This is a genomic window from Shewanella marisflavi (assembly GCF_023283925.1).
In the GTDB taxonomy this organism is placed as follows: domain Bacteria; phylum Pseudomonadota; class Gammaproteobacteria; order Enterobacterales; family Shewanellaceae; genus Shewanella; species Shewanella marisflavi.
In genome coordinates, this window is record NZ_JAKIKX010000002.1 from 330195 (window position 1) to 345984 (window position 15790).

Genomic DNA, 15790 nt, shown 5'->3' on the forward strand with positions numbered 1-15790 from the left:
AGTATAGACCTAAGCCTTAGCGATAAACAAGCCCTTAACATATTAGGTTGGAAGCAAATAAATCAAACGAAATAAATCAATATAAACAGCAATATAAAATATAAACGCTCGCTAAAATTGATTTTAGAGTGAAAATAAATCATCTTAGTTATTGCTTTTCTGGCTAACGCCCATCAGCTCAAGGTGCCTGTCTAACGAGGCCTTAATCACCTGCTTCACCTTGTCTTCACCACACTTAAAAGGAAACCCCAGGTTCTCTGCGTGAGGATTGATAGGAGTCGCGACTTTAACCACCCGGTAACAGGTATCACCAAGCTTAACGATACGATTCGGGTCCAATTTACTGTCCAGGGTAATTGCCGTGTTATATTCATCGATTTTTGGCAGGGCTAACTGCGCCATCTGCCCATCCATCTCGCTTATCGATTTGGGCATTGTCGCCGCATCGGCCGCGCGCTGTACCAGCTTATCGATCAAGGCTTGACGATGCCTGGCCAGATAGTCGCCGGTGATGACGCCGAGCTCCCCAGCAAAAGGTCGCTCTTGAGGCGGCGCGCTATATCCTGTTAGATCAGGCGCCTCAAAGGTGAACCCTTGTTCTGCCACTCTCCTTGGCAGCTCTGGTTCGATATCATGACTTTTTGCCTGACTTTTCTCGGCGCCGACCGTCTGAGTTTGCTGATTATCCCGGTCAGGACTGTGCTTCTGGCTCTGGATCAGTTGCTTCTGCGGGGGCGAGGCGCCAGGCGATTTCAGTTGGGATAGCGAGGGGAAACTCTGCTCCTCGGTAACAGGCGCAACTAGCTGTGTATCAGATGAGTTTTTTAGCGGCGCTGCTTGCTTAGTCAATTCCCGCTTGGTCATGGCCCCAAGTTGGGCAGCGCTCAGCATATAGGCGCTTATCGCCTTGGTAGACGGCTCAGCGCGCAAGGCGCGGCCATGGTATATCGGATAACGCCAACTAAGCATGGACAGTAGAAACAGATGTAGCAGCAAGACACCGAGCACAAGCATAAGATCTGTTAAGCTTATCCCTAGGAACTTATGCTGGCGCCGCTGGTGCTCGGCACTCTCCTCAAGCAAATCGAGGCTGGTTAACGCAAGCGGCTCAGGACATACGGCGTTAAGCTTAATCGCCGACCAATGATACTCTTGTTCTGGTTGCCTTGGTTTATGCAGCTCCTGTGGCGTCACTTGCAAGAGAGACAGATCCTTTCCTTAGGTAACTTAGCGCTTTAGAGGCTAAGCTTGACCCATAAGTTCCACCTCCTGTTATAGGTGGACACTATTTATATTAAAGTTATTTAAAATCAAACATTAAAAACCACCCCAAACTTTTAAGCTTACATATGTACGCTAAAGTATTTCATTTGCGATAGCATACTGTTAGACTCAGTTTGAGGTCTAACCAGTCAATAGAGAGCATGATGCCGTCCCAAGAACTCCCCTTAAACCAAGCAGATCCCCTAGTGTCAATCGCCGCGCCCTATAGCCGCTCTGAAGAGCTGGCCAATGCGATGAGCCATGGACTCGGGGTGCTTGCTGGTATTCTGGCATTGATTTTTTCAATGATGAAAGGTTGGGATAGTCTCAGCGATCTGCAACTGGGTGGTATGTTGATCTACTGCCTGAGTATCATACTCCTGTTTCTCTGTTCAACCTTGTACCACAGCGTGTCTGATCCCAAGCTAAAACATAAGCTGAAGATTGCCGATCACTGCGCCATCTATCTGCTCATCGCCGGCACCTATACCCCACTCATGCTGATCCAATTAGGCAGCGCCGAAGCCGATGGAATATTGCTCGCCATCTGGTGTCTGGCACTCGGCGGGATCTTGTTTAAGACTCTCTTTATCCACAGATTTAAGATCTTTAGTCTGGTGCTCTATCTGGTAATGGGTTGGTTGTGCGTTATCGTCATGAAACAACTGCTTGAGGCCATGAGCACCTTAGGTTTTCAGCTATTAATGGCCGGCGGGATTTTTTATAGTGTTGGGGTGATCTTCTATGTGGGTAAACGCATCCCCTATAATCATGCCATCTGGCATCTGTTTGTGCTGGCAGGAGCGCTCAGTCATTTTCTATGTGTCTATCTGACGGTGCTTTGACTTGACTGTGCTCTGACATAAAGACGTCAAACGCCGCATCCAGAACTTGCGCTTCATCTGACATCTCCATACCTCTTAGCAGGCTGATAATGCACTCTATGGTGCACAAGCCCTGATCCACCTGATTGCGCCTTAAACGATAACGAGAAGTGGATGCCTCTGACAGGCTTAAGCGCCGTGCCTGTTGCAGATAGGGGCTCTGGCGGACCATCTTTCTGGCTTCCTGCCAGGTGGCATCCAAAATAATGATCTGCTGTGGTAAAGGCGTCTGAGCCTCCTCTACTAAGGCTTCAAGGGTAAACGCTGGTGGGCTTTTATCACTTGGCGGAAAGAGTAACAGCGCCTCTCCAGACTCGCAGGCCTGCCTAAGCCAAGCATCGGGCTCAACCCGTGACCAAGGCACACGGCGGCATAACTCAGGAAAGTGCTGCAACGCCAGCGTGCCCGTATTAGAGGGACGCTCATATTCCCGCGCATGTGTGAGCAGTATAATTTTCATTTAACTAACTTTCTTTGCGGTTTGCAGGCTCGATAAAGGCGCCAGTATACCCTAGCCAAGCGAGTGAGGTTAGCCAGGCGTCGACATAAATTAACGAGTATTTACGACATGTTAAGCAAGCTAGCGAAAGTCTCTCGCTTTTGACTCAAAATTATTCACCATAGTAGAAACATCTATTAATCTACCCGCAATGATATGACTCACCCCAGATTGGGTCTCAAGTATGCCCGCTACCTTTAATATTTTTGATGTCAAAAAAGGCTGACGCTGCGCCCTGGCCGTTGCACTCCATACGATCACATTGATGTTACCCGTCTCATCCTCTAGGGTCACAAAGGTCACCCCAGAGGCGGTACCTGGACGCTGACGCCCCACTACCACGCCGGCGACATGTACCAACTGACCATGACGGCAACCCGCCAATTGGGCCGCGCTTAAACACTCCTTTAGCTCTCCCCGCTCTCTGAGCTGCGCTATCACATGACGGCCCAGACTCAAACCAAGGTGGCGATAATCGCTCTGCATGGCGGCCATCTCACTCGGCGCAGCCAACACCACCTGACTGCTCACAGGGGGTAAATCATCAAACAGCGGCAGACTCGGCTGGTACGCACTCAACTGCCAACGCGCCTGATACCTGTGCCCAGCCACAGTAAGCAGAGCATCGGCACTGGCAAGCAGCGTCAGGCAGGCAGAAGAGAGTCCGATCTCATACAACTGCTCGACCCGGGTAAAACCTGTCTCGGGACGCGCCTTACGCAATCGGTCAATATCGGCCTGTTGCAGCCCCTTCACCTGGCGAAACCCTAGACGAATCGACGGCCCCTGCTCCGCTTCAATCTCCACCAAACGATTGTCCCAATCACTGTGATTCACACACACAGGCAACACCATCACCCCATGGCGCTGTACATCCTGAATTAACTGCGACGGGCTATAAAAACCCATTGGCTGACTGTTGAGTAAGGCGCAGCAAAACGCCGCCGGGTAATGATACTTAAGGTAGGCCGACGCATAGGCCAGCAAGGCAAAACTGGCAGAATGAGACTCGGGAAAACCATACTCGCCAAACCCTTTAATCTGCCGATAAATCTGCTCGGCAAAGCTCTTGCTATAACCCCGTTTCGCCATGCCGCTAAGGAGCTTGGTTTCAAACTGTGCCAGCTCACCAGTCCGCTTCCAGCTCGCCATCGCCCGGCGCAGCTGATCGGCCTCACCACCGCTAAATCCGGCCGCCACCATGGCCAGTTGGATCACCTGCTCCTGAAAGATAGGCACCCCCATGGTGCGAGACAGCACTGACTGCACCTCAGGGCTGGGATATTCCACAGTCTCCAGTCCATCGCGGCGACGCAGATAGGGATGCACCATATCACCTTGAATAGGACCAGGCCTGACGATGGCAATCTGCACCACAAGATCGTAATAACAAGCGGGTTTTAATCTGGGCAACATGGCACTCTGTGCCCGAGATTCGATCTGAAACACCCCTATGCTATCGCCAGCCTGCAACATGGCATAAACCTCGGCTTGTTCCCACACCAGATCGGCCATGGTAAAGGGACGCTCAGGTGTACTTAACAGGGCGAAGGTTTTACGGATCGCCGTCAACATGCCCAGCGCCAGAATATCCACCTTTAGCAAGCCAAGGCTCTCAAGATCATCCTTATCCCACTGGATCACAGTGCGATCGACCATGGCCGCATTCTCAATCGGCACCAACTCAGACAAGGGGCCGGCTGAGATAATAAAGCCACCCACATGCTGCGACAGATGACGAGGAAATCCGATAAGGCTCTGCACCAGCGGCAGCAGCATACGCCCTCGCCCCGACTCTGGTAGCATGGCGGCGAGTTGAGCAGTCCAATGCTGCTTGGGATCGCGGCGATCGATTTTTTTGATCATCATGGCGATCTGCTCGGCATCTATCCCCAGCACCTTGCCCACATCACCCATGGCACTCTTAAAGCGATAGCAGATCACCGCCGCTGCGAGGGCAGTCCGCTCCCGGCCATACTTGCGATAGATATATTGAATCACCTCCTCGCGCCGTTCATGCTCAAAATCCACATCGATATCCGGCGGCTCATTACGCTCTTTAGAGATGAAACGCTCGAACAACATGTTAATCTTGGTGGGGTCAACCTCGGTGATCCCCAGGCAGTAGCACACCACAGAGTTGGCTGCCGAGCCCCGCCCCTGATGCAGAATCAGCTGTGACTTGGCAAAGCAAACGATGTCATAGATGGTCAAGAAGAAATATTCATAACCCATCGCCTTGATAAGCGTTAACTCCTTTTCATACTGCAACCTGACCTTGTCAGGCACCCCCTCGGGAAAGCGCCGCTTGGCCCCCTCTCTCACGGCTTGGGCCAGGTACTCACTGGCCTGCATGCCAGTCGGTACCACCTCCGCGGGGTATTCATACTTAAGCTCATCTAAAGAGAAGTGACACTGGCGCGCCAGTGCAAGCCCCTTGTCTATCCAGGCCTGAGGATAACGCTTATATTGCGCCGCAATGGGTTTAAGGCTCGCCTCGGCATTGATAGAACATAGGGCCGCCCCACTGTCGAGATCCCGCCCATGAGCAATGCAGGTGAGCACATCAAGCAGTGGCTGACGAGAAGCGTCATGCATCCGTACGCCACCTGCGGCAACACAGGGAATGGTCAGCACCTCGCCCAGTCTTTGCCACAATTGCAAGTGAAGCGCTTCGCCCGGCAACAAGAGCCGCTCCATCAAGAGGTGCAACCGGGTTGAAAACGCCCGCTTTAGCTCTGCGCCAATCTGTCGCAGATGCTCCTGATATACCACCAGCAGTTCTCCCTCATCCAACGCAGTGCTAAGCGTTAGCTGAAATTGGGCCAAGGAAGGAGGCCGCCATAACACTAGGCTCTCTTGCTGTTTCAAGAGGCTATTGAGACTCACCTTGTACTCCCCCTTTCCCTGACTGCGTCTTGCCTGGGTGATCAGTGCGCTGATCTCCCCATAGGCTACGCGGCTGGGTGCCAGCAGGACGAACAGGCCCTCATCGAGATGAAACTCGGCACCTAAGATCAATTTAAGATCGCAGCGCTTGGCCGCTTCGTGAGCCTTCACCACCCCGGCAAAGGAACATTCATCGGTCAATGCCAGCGCCTGATAGCCCAGCAGGCTGGCCTGCTCCACCAGCTCATGGGGATGGGAGGCGCCGCGCAGGAAGCTGTAATTAGAGAGTGCATGCAGCTCGGCGTACATTAAGCAAACCATCCCTGTAAAAATAACCCCTGAGGCGTGCGAAACACCCAGCACAGTCCACCTTGCTCCATTTGAGCCAGGTAATAATCTCGCGGCGCCTCATTCCCCCAGGGAGAGAGCAGGCGCTCGGGTCCCTTTAGCAGAGTCACTTGTTCTGGCAAGATAGGTTCTGGCTGACGCAGCAACCAGCTGGGGCGGATTCGCCCATCACAGCTCCCCTGCGCCAGATCAACTTGCAACTCCGCACTCTCACTCAGAGCACGTGTCTTTCCCTGATAACTGGCCTTGGGCTCGGCGCACTCATGACTGCTTTGCCAAGCTGCACCTTGGGGCGTCTGGCGCCATTGTGAAAAGGAGCGGCTCTGCCAACTGTGTTCAGGAAGATGATGGCTGCAATTGCTAACGCCCTTCACCTTCTCGGCGCCCAAGCGAGCCTCAAGCAGAGATAACAGCCGCATACTCGCATCTGACTTGCCCTGACTCTGGTACCAGTTAGGGGTTTGTACCGCCAGCGCGACTAAGGTATCGGCTTCAACCTCCAGGCTGATCACGGGCGCCGCTAAGGACAAACTGTCGAGCTGCACGCGGCACAGCTTGAGCAAGGCATCGGCCCTGTGCTCGGCAAAAGGATAGCGGATATCGCAGCGCAGCGGCGTCATCGTCAGGTCGCGAAACACTAAGGTCAAACGTAAAGCCAATACTGCCTGCTGACGCTGCATAAGATAGCTCGATAAGGTTGCGAGCATGCGACTCAGTGGAAACGCCAGTCCTTCGAGATGACTCACCTCATAGAGCAAGGCAAGCTTATGCTGATAGCTCTCGGGCGGTTGATAAAATCTGTGCACCTGAGGTAACTGGCCTTTAAGCTGGGCAAGCAGGGTCAGCATCGCCTCTCCAAAGCGTTCACCCAACTCACTCAGGGGCAAGGCGAGTAACTCCTGCGTCTGTGTTAGCCCCATGTTTTCACAGGCGCGCTGCACCGAGAGCGGTAAGGGTAAGGCTGAGATAGCCAGAGGCGCCAGCTGCATTAGAGTCACTTGAGGCAAGACCTGCTGTGTGTTTTCCTCCTCGCCAACACGGGCCTGTGCGTCAGCTGCTTGGGCGACTTCCTCCCCCGCTTTAACCTCAGGGGTCACATCTTTTTGGGTGAATATGAGCCGCTCCGGCCACGACATGGGCTGATATCTGGCCCCCAGCTGTGCCAGCAAGGGATTCTGAGCTAAGGCAAACTGACATTTGAGACCATAAGCGACTGCGGCGCTATGGTATTGCCTTAACAGCTGCTTTAAGCTGCCAAAGACTTTCACCATGGAGCCCACCTCAAGCAGCAAAGTATCTGTCACCTGTGGCTGCTCATCTCGCTTGCTCCCATCGAAGGGACACACCATGGGCACCACTCTGGCGCTATAAGCATAACTCCATTGACACAGCCAATCGCTGGCGCTCTGACTGAGGCTATTATCATAGGTCAATAGCTGCAGTGATGGGCAGAGGGTCTGCGCCGTGGCGATGCTCTGGCCCACCTCTACCCCTTGATTGGCTGCGGCCTGAGAACTGAGCAATATTTGGCTCGATTGACGCTCATAGAGAGCCAATGCCGCGCCAGGCTCTATCCCCTGATGGTAGCTTTGATATTGAAGTAGCCAATGGGGAAAATATACCGCCAGCCACAACATCTAAGTGCTCCAGGGCCCTTGCACAACCTGTCCTCCCGCCAGAGACGAAGGCGTATCACCCTTCAGACTCTGCGCCAGCAGTTCAGGTAGCAAAGACAAGCTAAACTTAGGCGCAGGCCAGCCACCACGGCGCTTAAGAATATCCACCTGAGTGGCAAAAGCAGAGGACTTCCCCGCCAGCTCTGGCTGCAGGGCTAGCCGTAGCGGCACAGGATGTGGCTGCACCTTGAGCTTACTCGGTAGATAACAGACACACAGGCTCTCTCCCTTCTCACAGGCAAGTTGCAAACGTCTGGCCTGACTCGTACTGAGCTGATCGAGCCAACATAACACCAAGGGAGATACGCCACTGGTTAATATCTGTTCGAGCGCCCACAGCTGCTCTTTAGGCACCTGGGTATCCACCCACAACAGACGGCTGACATCTATACCCTGCATAAGCAGCTGCTGAGGGTAAGGCACATGTGGCGGCGCCACCAGACTCACAGCACCGCCTTGTGGCGAACGGCTGGGGATTAATCGGCGCATAAGGGGGAGCACAAGGCTTAGCTCGCCTATGCCCTCACAGCTATAGAAGATCTCGCACAGTCCATGGGCCGGCCAGCCCCCATGCCCCAGATAGCGATTAAGCTCGGGATAACCGCTATCTTGACCCAACGGTCCGGGATAATAGGCATCACCGCGCCAGAGATCGGCACGTTCGAGCAAACGTTCAAGTTGAGGATCTGCCAAGGCCATAATACACCCACTCTTAGTCGGCTTACCTACAGGTTCAGCTAAGCCAAAAACAACAATGCTGTATATAAACACAGTATATTTATAATTGGCCAGATCGCAAGGGAGAAACACTAAGATCAGTCACACTGACGGCTCATTTTTTAGGCGCCAGCGGCAGACAGGCACAAAAAAACCACCCTAAGGTGGTTTTATCGGCTGAGCCTTGGGTTAACGGTACTTCTTAACCTTCTTCAACGCGATCTGCTGCTTGAGCGGCGACAGATGTTCGATGAAGACTTTACCGTCGAGATGATCCATCTCATGTTGCAATACGATAGCCAGGAAGTCATCGCTCTCTATCTCAAAGGCCTCTCCCTGACGATCAAGCGCCTTAACCTTAACCTGCTCGAAACGGCTCACCTTGGCGCGATAGCCCGGAATTGACAGGCAAGCTTCCTCACCCACTATCTCGCCTGAGCGCTCAACAAACTCTGGGTTGATCAGCACTAGGGGTTGATCGCGATCTTCAGAGAGGTCAATAACCAAGATGGCATGCTCACTGCCCACCTGGGTAGCTGCCAGCCCAATGCCGTCATCCGTGTGATACATGGTTTCGATAAGATCATCGATAAAACCTTGCACGGCGGTGACATCTTCTACAGGCTTTGCCTTACGTTTCAGGCGCTCATCGGGAATGGTCAATATATCGAGTACAGGCATAGTGTGCGGTTCTGGCTCTTAAAAATGGCTAAAAAGTGGCGCCATTATGACCTAAATCACATTAAAGGCAACTGCAAACCCATGGTTTTCATCCCTGCAAAGCCAAACCGTGGCCCCAATTGACTTGTAATTCATCAGCGTAGCCGATAGCATGAAACCACAAACTGTATACAATATACGAGAATAAGAATGTCAAACCTGAAACGTACCCCTTTGCCAAGTACCTTTTATGTGGCCAACACCATGGAGATCTTCGAGCGACTCGCCTGGTATGGCTTCTTTACGCTCTCCTCTCTCTATATGACCTCTCCTGCTCACCAGGGAGGCTTAGGCTTTAGTGAGCAAGAGCGCGGCCTGCTGCAGGGGATGATCCCCTTCTTTCTCTACCTCTTTCCTGTACTTACTGGTGCCCTGGCCGATCGCTATGGCTACCGCAAGATGTTTCTACTGGCCTATGCCATCATGTGTCCCAGCTACTTCTTACTAGGTCAGGTGAGCAGTTTCAGCGGCTTCTTTATCGCCTTCATGGGCGTAGCCATCGGCGCCGCCTGCTTTAAGCCCGTGGTGACAGGCACAGTGGCACGCACCACAGACCACACCAATCGAGGCTTGGGTTTTGGCATCTTTTATATGATGGTCAATGTCGGAGGTTTCCTCGGCCCCTTTATTGCCGGCTATGTGCGCGCAATTAGCTGGGACTGGGTCTTCATCATGTCAGCCATATGGATTGGTATTAACTTTATTCCGGCGCTATTTTTCTACAAGGAGCCGACCAATCCCCACCAGCAACGCGGTAAGTCACTTTCTCAGGTACTAATGGACATTCAACAGGTACTGGGCAATGCCCGTTTCGCCCTGCTGTTTTTCGGCACCTTAGTGATCTTGATGTCCTACGGCGCCAAATGGATCGACGGTGAGCAATGCCTGTTTATCTACATAGTCTGGTTTAGCCTGCACTTTATTTGGAATACACTGGCCAAGGCCGACAGTGAGGCTCCCTGGTATAAACAAAAAATTGCCTTGGGGAATAAACCCTTTGTGATCTATCTGCTTATTCTGTCAGGTTTCTGGATGGTCTATCAGCAGATCTTTATCACTCTGCCTATCTATATTCGTGACTTTGTTGATACCTCAGATCTGGTCTCAATGCTCGCCGCTTGGCCGTCTCTGCTCGACTTCTTCGCCCCGGTAGATCTCAGCCTACTGAGCGACGAGCTTCAAGGCGCCGCCAAGGGCTACGCTTTGGGTAGCCTGAGCCTGTCACAGGCCTATTTTGACCTGGTGCATGCCAAGGTGATGATCCCAAGGGAGGCATTGGGTGACGCCCTGCGCGCCATCGCCGAGCACCCTGAGCTCGCGAGCCAATATAGCCAACAGTTTGCCCAGCAATATCGTCAGGTGAATCCAGAATACCTTATCGGGCTCAACTTTCTCTCCATCGTGCTGATGCAGGTAATGGTCAGCCGTATCGCCGAGAAGTTCAGTCCACTGCCGGTATTGGTTGCCGGCACGCTGATCCTGGCACTGGGGACCGCCCTTGGGGGCCTAGCCCACGGCCTGCTTATGGGCGGCGCTATGGTACTGACCTCTATCTTAGTCTTCTCTGTCGGTGAGATGGTCGCCTCTCCCAAGAGTCAAGAGTATGTCGCCAGCTTTGCCCCTGAAGATAAAAAAGCCATGTTTATGGGCTACTATTTTGTCTCCTCAGCCATTGGCTTTTTGCTGGCAGGCCCGCTGTCTGGTTACCTCTATGCCGAGGTCGCTAAAGGCGCGGAACAACCGGCGCTGATGTGGTACATCATAGGAGGATTCGGCCTACTTGCCGCCATCGGCCTAGTCATGTTCCACCGCTTTGGTGCCAAACAGCAAACGCTCTCAAACAGCCTTCCAACAGAATCTGCCGTAGAAGTAAGCTAACCCCTTCGTAAATGGCGCTGCATCTGGCTTATCAGGTGCAGCGCCAGACGATATCCATGCTTTTATCTTAGAAATTCTTAAAAAACTGGTTTACTCTCAGTAGATAACTACTGAATTTGCCAGCTTCATGGCTTGACGGAGTAAGATTGAACCAGAGCGCACTATCGCCGATGGCGAAAATATGGCACGTAGTTGCCCTGATCCCCGAAGGTCACGTCAGCTCCTATGGCAAAATCGCCGATCTGGCGGGCCTGCCAGGGCGAGCCCGTTATGTGTCCCGCGCCCTTAAGATGGCGCCCGAGACCCTGCAACTACCTTGGCACAGGGTGATCAATAGCCAAGGCAAGATCGCCTTTCCCGAAACCAGTCCCCATTTTATCGAGCAGCTGCAAAAATTAAGAAGTGAAGCGATAGAAGTGAACCGTGGTAAGGTTAAACTGTCAAAATATGAGTGGCAGCCAGATCTTGCTACCTTAATGTTTGCATTACCCTTTTAACTTACCTAAAGCGGGAGAAAGCCTTGTCGATATTTAAGTCTGCATTGATCATTTCAGGTTTCTTCAGCGTCGCGCTCAACGCCCACGCCAATGCCAATGCCAACGAGCACCCGTTGACACCACACACGGCTGAATACCAGGTAAACTATGGCAGCATAGAGCTGGGTAAGGCGCGCTATCAATTACCCGCTCCTGAGGATAACCTGTATCAGTACCGCTTCGACAGCGATATCAGCCTCTTGGTGTTATGGGATAAGCGCACAGTGATCAGCACCTTCAAAAAGCAGGGTGAGCAACTGATGCCAATGCGCTACACCCACAGTCGCAGTGGCACAGGCTCTGACTATCAGGAGCAAGCAGCCTATGTACTGGATCAGCAGTTGGTACACAGTCACTACAAGGATGAGCGGGCCAAATTCCCCTACACGCCAGATCTCTACGATCCCCTCATGGCACAACTACAATTTAGGCTCGACATCATGCAGGGCACCGACAAATTGCATTATAAGATGCTCAAGAGCGGTGAAATTGACGAATATGATTTTAAGGTGATCGGTAAAGAGCGTATGGTGCTCCCTAGCGGTACCTATGAGACAGTCAAAATAGAAGTCGTGCGCGACAACGACAAACGCCAGACCTTTTTCTGGATGTCACCCAAGCTAGGCTACCTGCCAATCAGGCTCACCCATTTTGAAAAGGGAGACAAGCAGCTGGATATCACGCTTCTCAATTATCAATACAGTGCGCCCACCATGGTGCAGACTGATGAACAAACCAAGGAACAGGCCAAGGTGCAAAGTGACAAACAGGCCCAGCCATAACCTTATCAAAAAGGGGCCAACGGCCCCTTTCTCTATAACGACTAGTCGTTTACCGCTTGACTCAATAGGAGCTCCCCCCGAGAAAAGAGCTTCCACTCACCCGGTTGTAATATCTGCCAGTTTTCATTGTCGGTTAGTGGTCGCGTCGCAATAACGGTCACGATATCATTGGGAGTCGTTTCTTTATCGAAATCGATCACCACATCGGTATCGATAAGCTTCGCCTTACCAAAGGGCGCACGCCGGGTAATATGGCAAAGATTATTGCTGCAATAGCTCATCAAATGCTCGCCGTCACTTAAGATCATGTTAAACACCCCTAAGGCGCGGATCTCATCGGCAAGTTCGGCAATAAACTGATAGACGGGCAAGAGATCTTCGGGGGCCTGCTCGCCAAAACGTTCAACCACCTTTTCTAAGATCCAGCAAAATGCCAACTCACTGTCGGTGTCGCCGACCGGCTGATAACGACTAACCACAAACTTTTCAAGATAATCACTCAGCTGACCATTGTGGGCATAGGTCCAGTAACGTCCCCACAGCTCACGGGTAAAAGGATGAGTGTTTTCCAGCGATACACAGCCACGATTAGCCTGACGGATATGGCTCACCACGACCTCACTCTTTATCGGGTAAGATTTGATCAACTGCGCCACATGGGACTGACTGCTTGGTGATGCATCTTTAAAGGTGCGGCTTCCCTTACCCTCGTAGAAGGTGATCCCCCAACCATCAACATGAGGGCCTGTGACACCACCACGCTCGGCCAATCCAGTAAAACTGAACACTATATCGGTTGGCACATTGGCACTCATGGCCAGCAACTCACACATAAAAAAACACACCTTAGGTCACTATTACGTATCTCAATTTATTCTAACTAGTTGGCCCCCATTGTGGAATGCTCGCTAAAACAAAAAAAGTTAAACGATTGTTTGAAAAATGCTTGTATAAAACCCGCCAAGGGGTTAGATTTTATGCGACACAGGTCTGACCACCATCTATAATTGTGATGACGGTCATATAAAAAATGCTGACATAGAGCAGCTTTCGGTCGCTATTGAAGGAGATTAACCGTGACTAGCTTACTTTGGATTTTTGTGATGCTCTTTGCATTAGGCGCTTTAGCCTATCTAAGAGTGTCCCTGCTTACCTCGACTATCATTGCAGCTATTGTGATGGTGGTGGGGACAGCAACAGCGAGCATTTCCCCCTTAGCTTGGCTGGTGTTTCTCGCCATCGCCCTGCCCCTTAACATTGGCGCCTTCAGAAAAAGCGTGATCACTCGCCCGCTACTAAAGCTTTATAAGGGGATCATGCCAGAGATGTCATCGACCGAAAAAGAAGCCATTGAGGCGGGCACCACTTGGTGGGAAGCCGATCTTTTCGCCGGTAAACCTAACTGGAAAAAGCTACACAACTATCCCATGGCGCGCCTTACCGCGGCAGAGCAAGCCTTTATTGACGGCCCTGTTGAAGAAGTCTGTAAGATGCTGAACCAGCATCAAGTGTCACATCAATTGGGCGATCTGCCTGAATCTATCTGGCAATACCTGAAGGACAACGGCTTCTTCGCCATGATCATCAAGAAAAAATATGGTGGTCTGGAATTCTCTGCCTATGCTCAATCCCGCGTACTGCAAAAATTAGCCGGCGTTAGCAGCGAACTGGCTTCCACCGTTGGTGTACCTAACTCATTAGGCCCTGGTGAACTCCTACAACACTACGGCACACCCGCGCAGCAAGACCACTACTTGCCACGTCTGGCCAAAGGATTGGAAGTACCTTGTTTTGCCCTTACCAGCCCAGAAGCAGGCTCAGATGCCGGCGCGATCCCAGATTTTGGGATCGTCTGTAAGGGCCAGTGGCAAGGTGAAGAAGTCCTGGGGATGAAGCTGACCTGGAACAAGCGTTACATCACCCTGGCTCCGATCGCGACCGTACTGGGACTGGCCTTTAAGCTGCAAGATCCCGACAAGTTGCTTGGCGACAAGGAAGAGCTGGGTATCACCTGCGCCTTGATCCCAACAGATATCCCCGGCGTTGAAACCGGTCGTCGTCACTTCCCGCTTAACTGTATGTTCCAAAACGGACCGACACGAGGCAAAGAGGTATTTGTACCGCTCGACTTCATCATAGGCGGCCCAGAGATGGCGGGTCAGGGCTGGCGCATGCTGGTTGAGTGTCTGTCAGTGGGTCGTGGTATCACCCTACCCTCTAACTCAGCAGGTGGTGTAAAGACAGCTGCCGTTGCAACCGGTGCTTATGCCCGAATTCGTCGCCAGTTCAAGCTGCCTATCGGTAAGCTTGAGGGGATCGAAGAGCCTATGGCGCGCATCGGCGGTAATGCCTACCTGATGGATGCCGTCACCACGCTCACCACCACGGGGATCGATCTTGGCGAGAAACCTTCGGTTATCTCTGCCATCGTTAAGTATCACCTGACCGACAGAATGCAAAAGTGCGTCATCGACGCCATGGACATTCACGGCGGTAAAGGGGTCTGTCTGGGTGAAAACAACTACCTGGGCCGTGGCTACCAGGCGGCACCTATCGCCATTACCGTAGAAGGGGCCAACATTTTAACCCGCTCTATGATTATCTATGGTCAAGGAGCAATTCGTTGCCATCCTTACGTACTGGCAGAGATGGAGTCGGCCTTCGATCCAGATCCAAACAAAGCATTGAACGATTTTGACTCGGCGCTATTTGGCCACATCGGCTTTACTACCAGCAACCTGGTACGCAGTTTCTGGTTGGGTCTGACCTCGAGCTACTTCTCAAGCAGCCCATACGGGGATAAAACCAAGCGTTACTACCAGCACATGAACCGTTTCAGCGCTAACCTGGCATTGCTATCGGATCTCGCCATGGCAACTCTTGGCGGCGGACTCAAGCGTAAAGAGCGTGTCTCTGCCCGTCTGGGCGATCTCTTAAGTCAGCTCTACTTAGCCTCAGCCACCTTGAAACGCTATCAAGATGAAGGACGCCAAACTGAAGATCTACCTTTAGTGCAGTGGGCCGTGGAAGATGCCTTGTACAAGCTGCAAGACTCGCTGGACGATCTGCTTAACAACTTCCCTATGGGCCTGGGCCGCGTGTTAAGGGTTATCCTATTCCCATTTGGTCGTCCGCTGAAGCGCCCAAGCGATGTTCTGGATCATAAAGTGGCTAAGATCATGCAAACCCCATGTGCTAGCCGTGAGCGCTTGGGCAAGGGCCAGTTCTGGACCCCATCGCAGTTCAACGCAGTGGGTATCCAAGAACAAACCTTTAAAGATATCCTCGCTTGTGAGCCGCTACACGATAAGATCTGCAAGGCAACGGGCAAGCGTCACCCCTTCATGTGGCTGGATAAGTTAGCCGCCGAAGGCAAAGCGCTGGGGATTTTGAGTGATGAGGAAGTGGCTCTGCTTGAGCGAGCCGAGATAGGCCGCATGAAGTCAATCAATGTCGACGACTTCGATCCTGCTGAGCTTAGGGCACAAACCTTAAGTGATGAGACCCAGCACCAAGCCGCCTGAAAACCAGATGGCTTAAGATGAAAAAAGGAGGCTTTTGCCTCCTTTTTTGTTGCCCGCAATATCAATGAGAACCT

Annotated in this window: 12 protein-coding genes; 5 read left to right on the plus strand and 7 right to left on the minus strand. The window is 52.2% G+C overall.

Going from position 1 to position 15790, the window contains the following annotated elements; genetic code table 11:
• Positions 1-144 precede the first annotated feature (144 nt).
• Positions 145-1194, minus strand: a complete 1050-nt coding sequence (locus L2712_RS06355; RefSeq protein WP_428848614.1) for a hypothetical protein — start codon at positions 1192-1194, stop codon at positions 145-147.
• Positions 1195-1427: 233 nt separating this feature from the next.
• Here L2712_RS06355 and trhA point away from each other — a divergent pair, with 233 nt between their 5' ends.
• Positions 1428-2108: a PAQR family membrane homeostasis protein TrhA gene (gene trhA, locus L2712_RS06360; RefSeq protein WP_088904552.1), complete on the plus strand. Its 681-nt coding sequence runs from the start codon at positions 1428-1430 to the stop codon at positions 2106-2108.
• Here the strand turns inward: trhA and L2712_RS06365 are convergent.
• The 5 genes from L2712_RS06365 to def form a co-directional block, all read right to left on the minus strand.
• Positions 2071-2607, minus strand: coding sequence for a tRNA-uridine aminocarboxypropyltransferase (locus L2712_RS06365; RefSeq protein WP_248977236.1), 537 nt, complete (start codon positions 2605-2607; stop codon positions 2071-2073). The genes trhA and L2712_RS06365 overlap by 38 nt on opposite strands.
• A gap of 120 nt (positions 2608-2727) precedes the next feature.
• A complete protein-coding gene (locus L2712_RS06370) occupies positions 2728-5844 on the minus strand; it encodes an error-prone DNA polymerase (protein WP_248977237.1) in 3117 nt (1038 codons plus the stop codon).
• Positions 5844-7520 (minus strand): Y-family DNA polymerase, encoded by a 1677-nt coding sequence (locus L2712_RS06375; RefSeq protein WP_248977238.1) that lies wholly within the window; start codon positions 7518-7520, stop codon positions 5844-5846. Before L2712_RS06375 ends, L2712_RS06370 begins: the two co-directional genes overlap by 1 nt.
• Positions 7521-8258 (minus strand): translesion DNA synthesis-associated protein ImuA, encoded by a 738-nt coding sequence (imuA, locus tag L2712_RS06380; RefSeq protein ID WP_248977239.1) that lies wholly within the window; start codon positions 8256-8258, stop codon positions 7521-7523.
• Positions 8259-8465: 207 nt separating this feature from the next.
• Positions 8466-8957: a peptide deformylase gene (gene def, locus L2712_RS06385; RefSeq protein WP_033538082.1), complete on the minus strand. Its 492-nt coding sequence runs from the start codon at positions 8955-8957 to the stop codon at positions 8466-8468.
• A gap of 189 nt (positions 8958-9146) precedes the next feature.
• On the opposite strand from def, the gene L2712_RS06390 reads away from it, so the two are divergent.
• The 3 genes from L2712_RS06390 to L2712_RS06400 all read left to right on the plus strand — a co-directional run bounded on the left by L2712_RS06390 (position 9147) and on the right by L2712_RS06400 (position 12192).
• Positions 9147-10874 carry an MFS transporter gene (locus tag L2712_RS06390; RefSeq protein ID WP_248977240.1) on the plus strand — a complete coding sequence of 576 codons (1728 nt, stop codon included), beginning with the start codon at positions 9147-9149 and terminating at the stop codon, positions 10872-10874.
• 170 nt (positions 10875-11044) lie between these two features.
• A complete protein-coding gene (locus L2712_RS06395; protein WP_033538222.1) occupies positions 11045-11371 on the plus strand; it encodes an MGMT family protein in 327 nt (108 codons plus the stop codon).
• A 23-nt stretch (positions 11372-11394) separates the two neighbouring features.
• Positions 11395-12192 carry a DUF3108 domain-containing protein gene (locus L2712_RS06400; protein WP_283104766.1) on the plus strand — a complete coding sequence of 266 codons (798 nt, stop codon included), beginning with the start codon at positions 11395-11397 and terminating at the stop codon, positions 12190-12192.
• 41 nt (positions 12193-12233) lie between these two features.
• Here L2712_RS06400 and L2712_RS06405 read toward each other — a convergent pair whose 3' ends face one another.
• Complete coding sequence (locus tag L2712_RS06405) at positions 12234-13025, minus strand: class II glutamine amidotransferase (protein WP_033538080.1); 792 nt, start codon at positions 13023-13025, stop codon at positions 12234-12236.
• Between the two features lie 243 nt (positions 13026-13268).
• Here L2712_RS06405 and fadE point away from each other — a divergent pair, with 243 nt between their 5' ends.
• On the plus strand, positions 13269-15716 hold the full coding sequence (gene fadE / locus L2712_RS06410; protein WP_033538079.1) for an acyl-CoA dehydrogenase FadE: 2448 nt from the start codon (positions 13269-13271) through the stop codon (positions 15714-15716).
• The last annotated feature ends 74 nt before the right edge of the window (positions 15717-15790 follow it).

What these genes read in the sequence shown, in the direction of transcription:
- L2712_RS06365 (WP_248977236.1), bottom strand. Translation starts at nt 2,607, where the DNA reads ATGAAAATTATACTGCTCACACATGCGCGGGAATATGAGCGTCCCTCT.
- L2712_RS06395 (WP_033538222.1), top strand. Translation starts at nt 11,045, where the DNA reads ATGGCGAAAATATGGCACGTAGTTGCCCTGATCCCCGAAGGTCACGTC.
- L2712_RS06405 (WP_033538080.1), bottom strand. Translation starts at nt 13,025, where the DNA reads ATGTGTGAGTTGCTGGCCATGAGTGCCAATGTGCCAACCGATATAGTG.
- trhA (WP_088904552.1), top strand. Translation starts at nt 1,428, where the DNA reads ATGCCGTCCCAAGAACTCCCCTTAAACCAAGCAGATCCCCTAGTGTCA.
- L2712_RS06390 (WP_248977240.1), top strand. Translation starts at nt 9,147, where the DNA reads ATGTCAAACCTGAAACGTACCCCTTTGCCAAGTACCTTTTATGTGGCC.
- def (WP_033538082.1), bottom strand. Translation starts at nt 8,957, where the DNA reads ATGCCTGTACTCGATATATTGACCATTCCCGATGAGCGCCTGAAACGT.
- L2712_RS06375 (WP_248977238.1), bottom strand. Translation starts at nt 7,520, where the DNA reads ATGTTGTGGCTGGCGGTATATTTTCCCCATTGGCTACTTCAATATCAA.
- L2712_RS06370 (WP_248977237.1), bottom strand. Translation starts at nt 5,844, where the DNA reads ATGTACGCCGAGCTGCATGCACTCTCTAATTACAGCTTCCTGCGCGGC.
- imuA (WP_248977239.1), bottom strand. Translation starts at nt 8,258, where the DNA reads ATGGCCTTGGCAGATCCTCAACTTGAACGTTTGCTCGAACGTGCCGAT.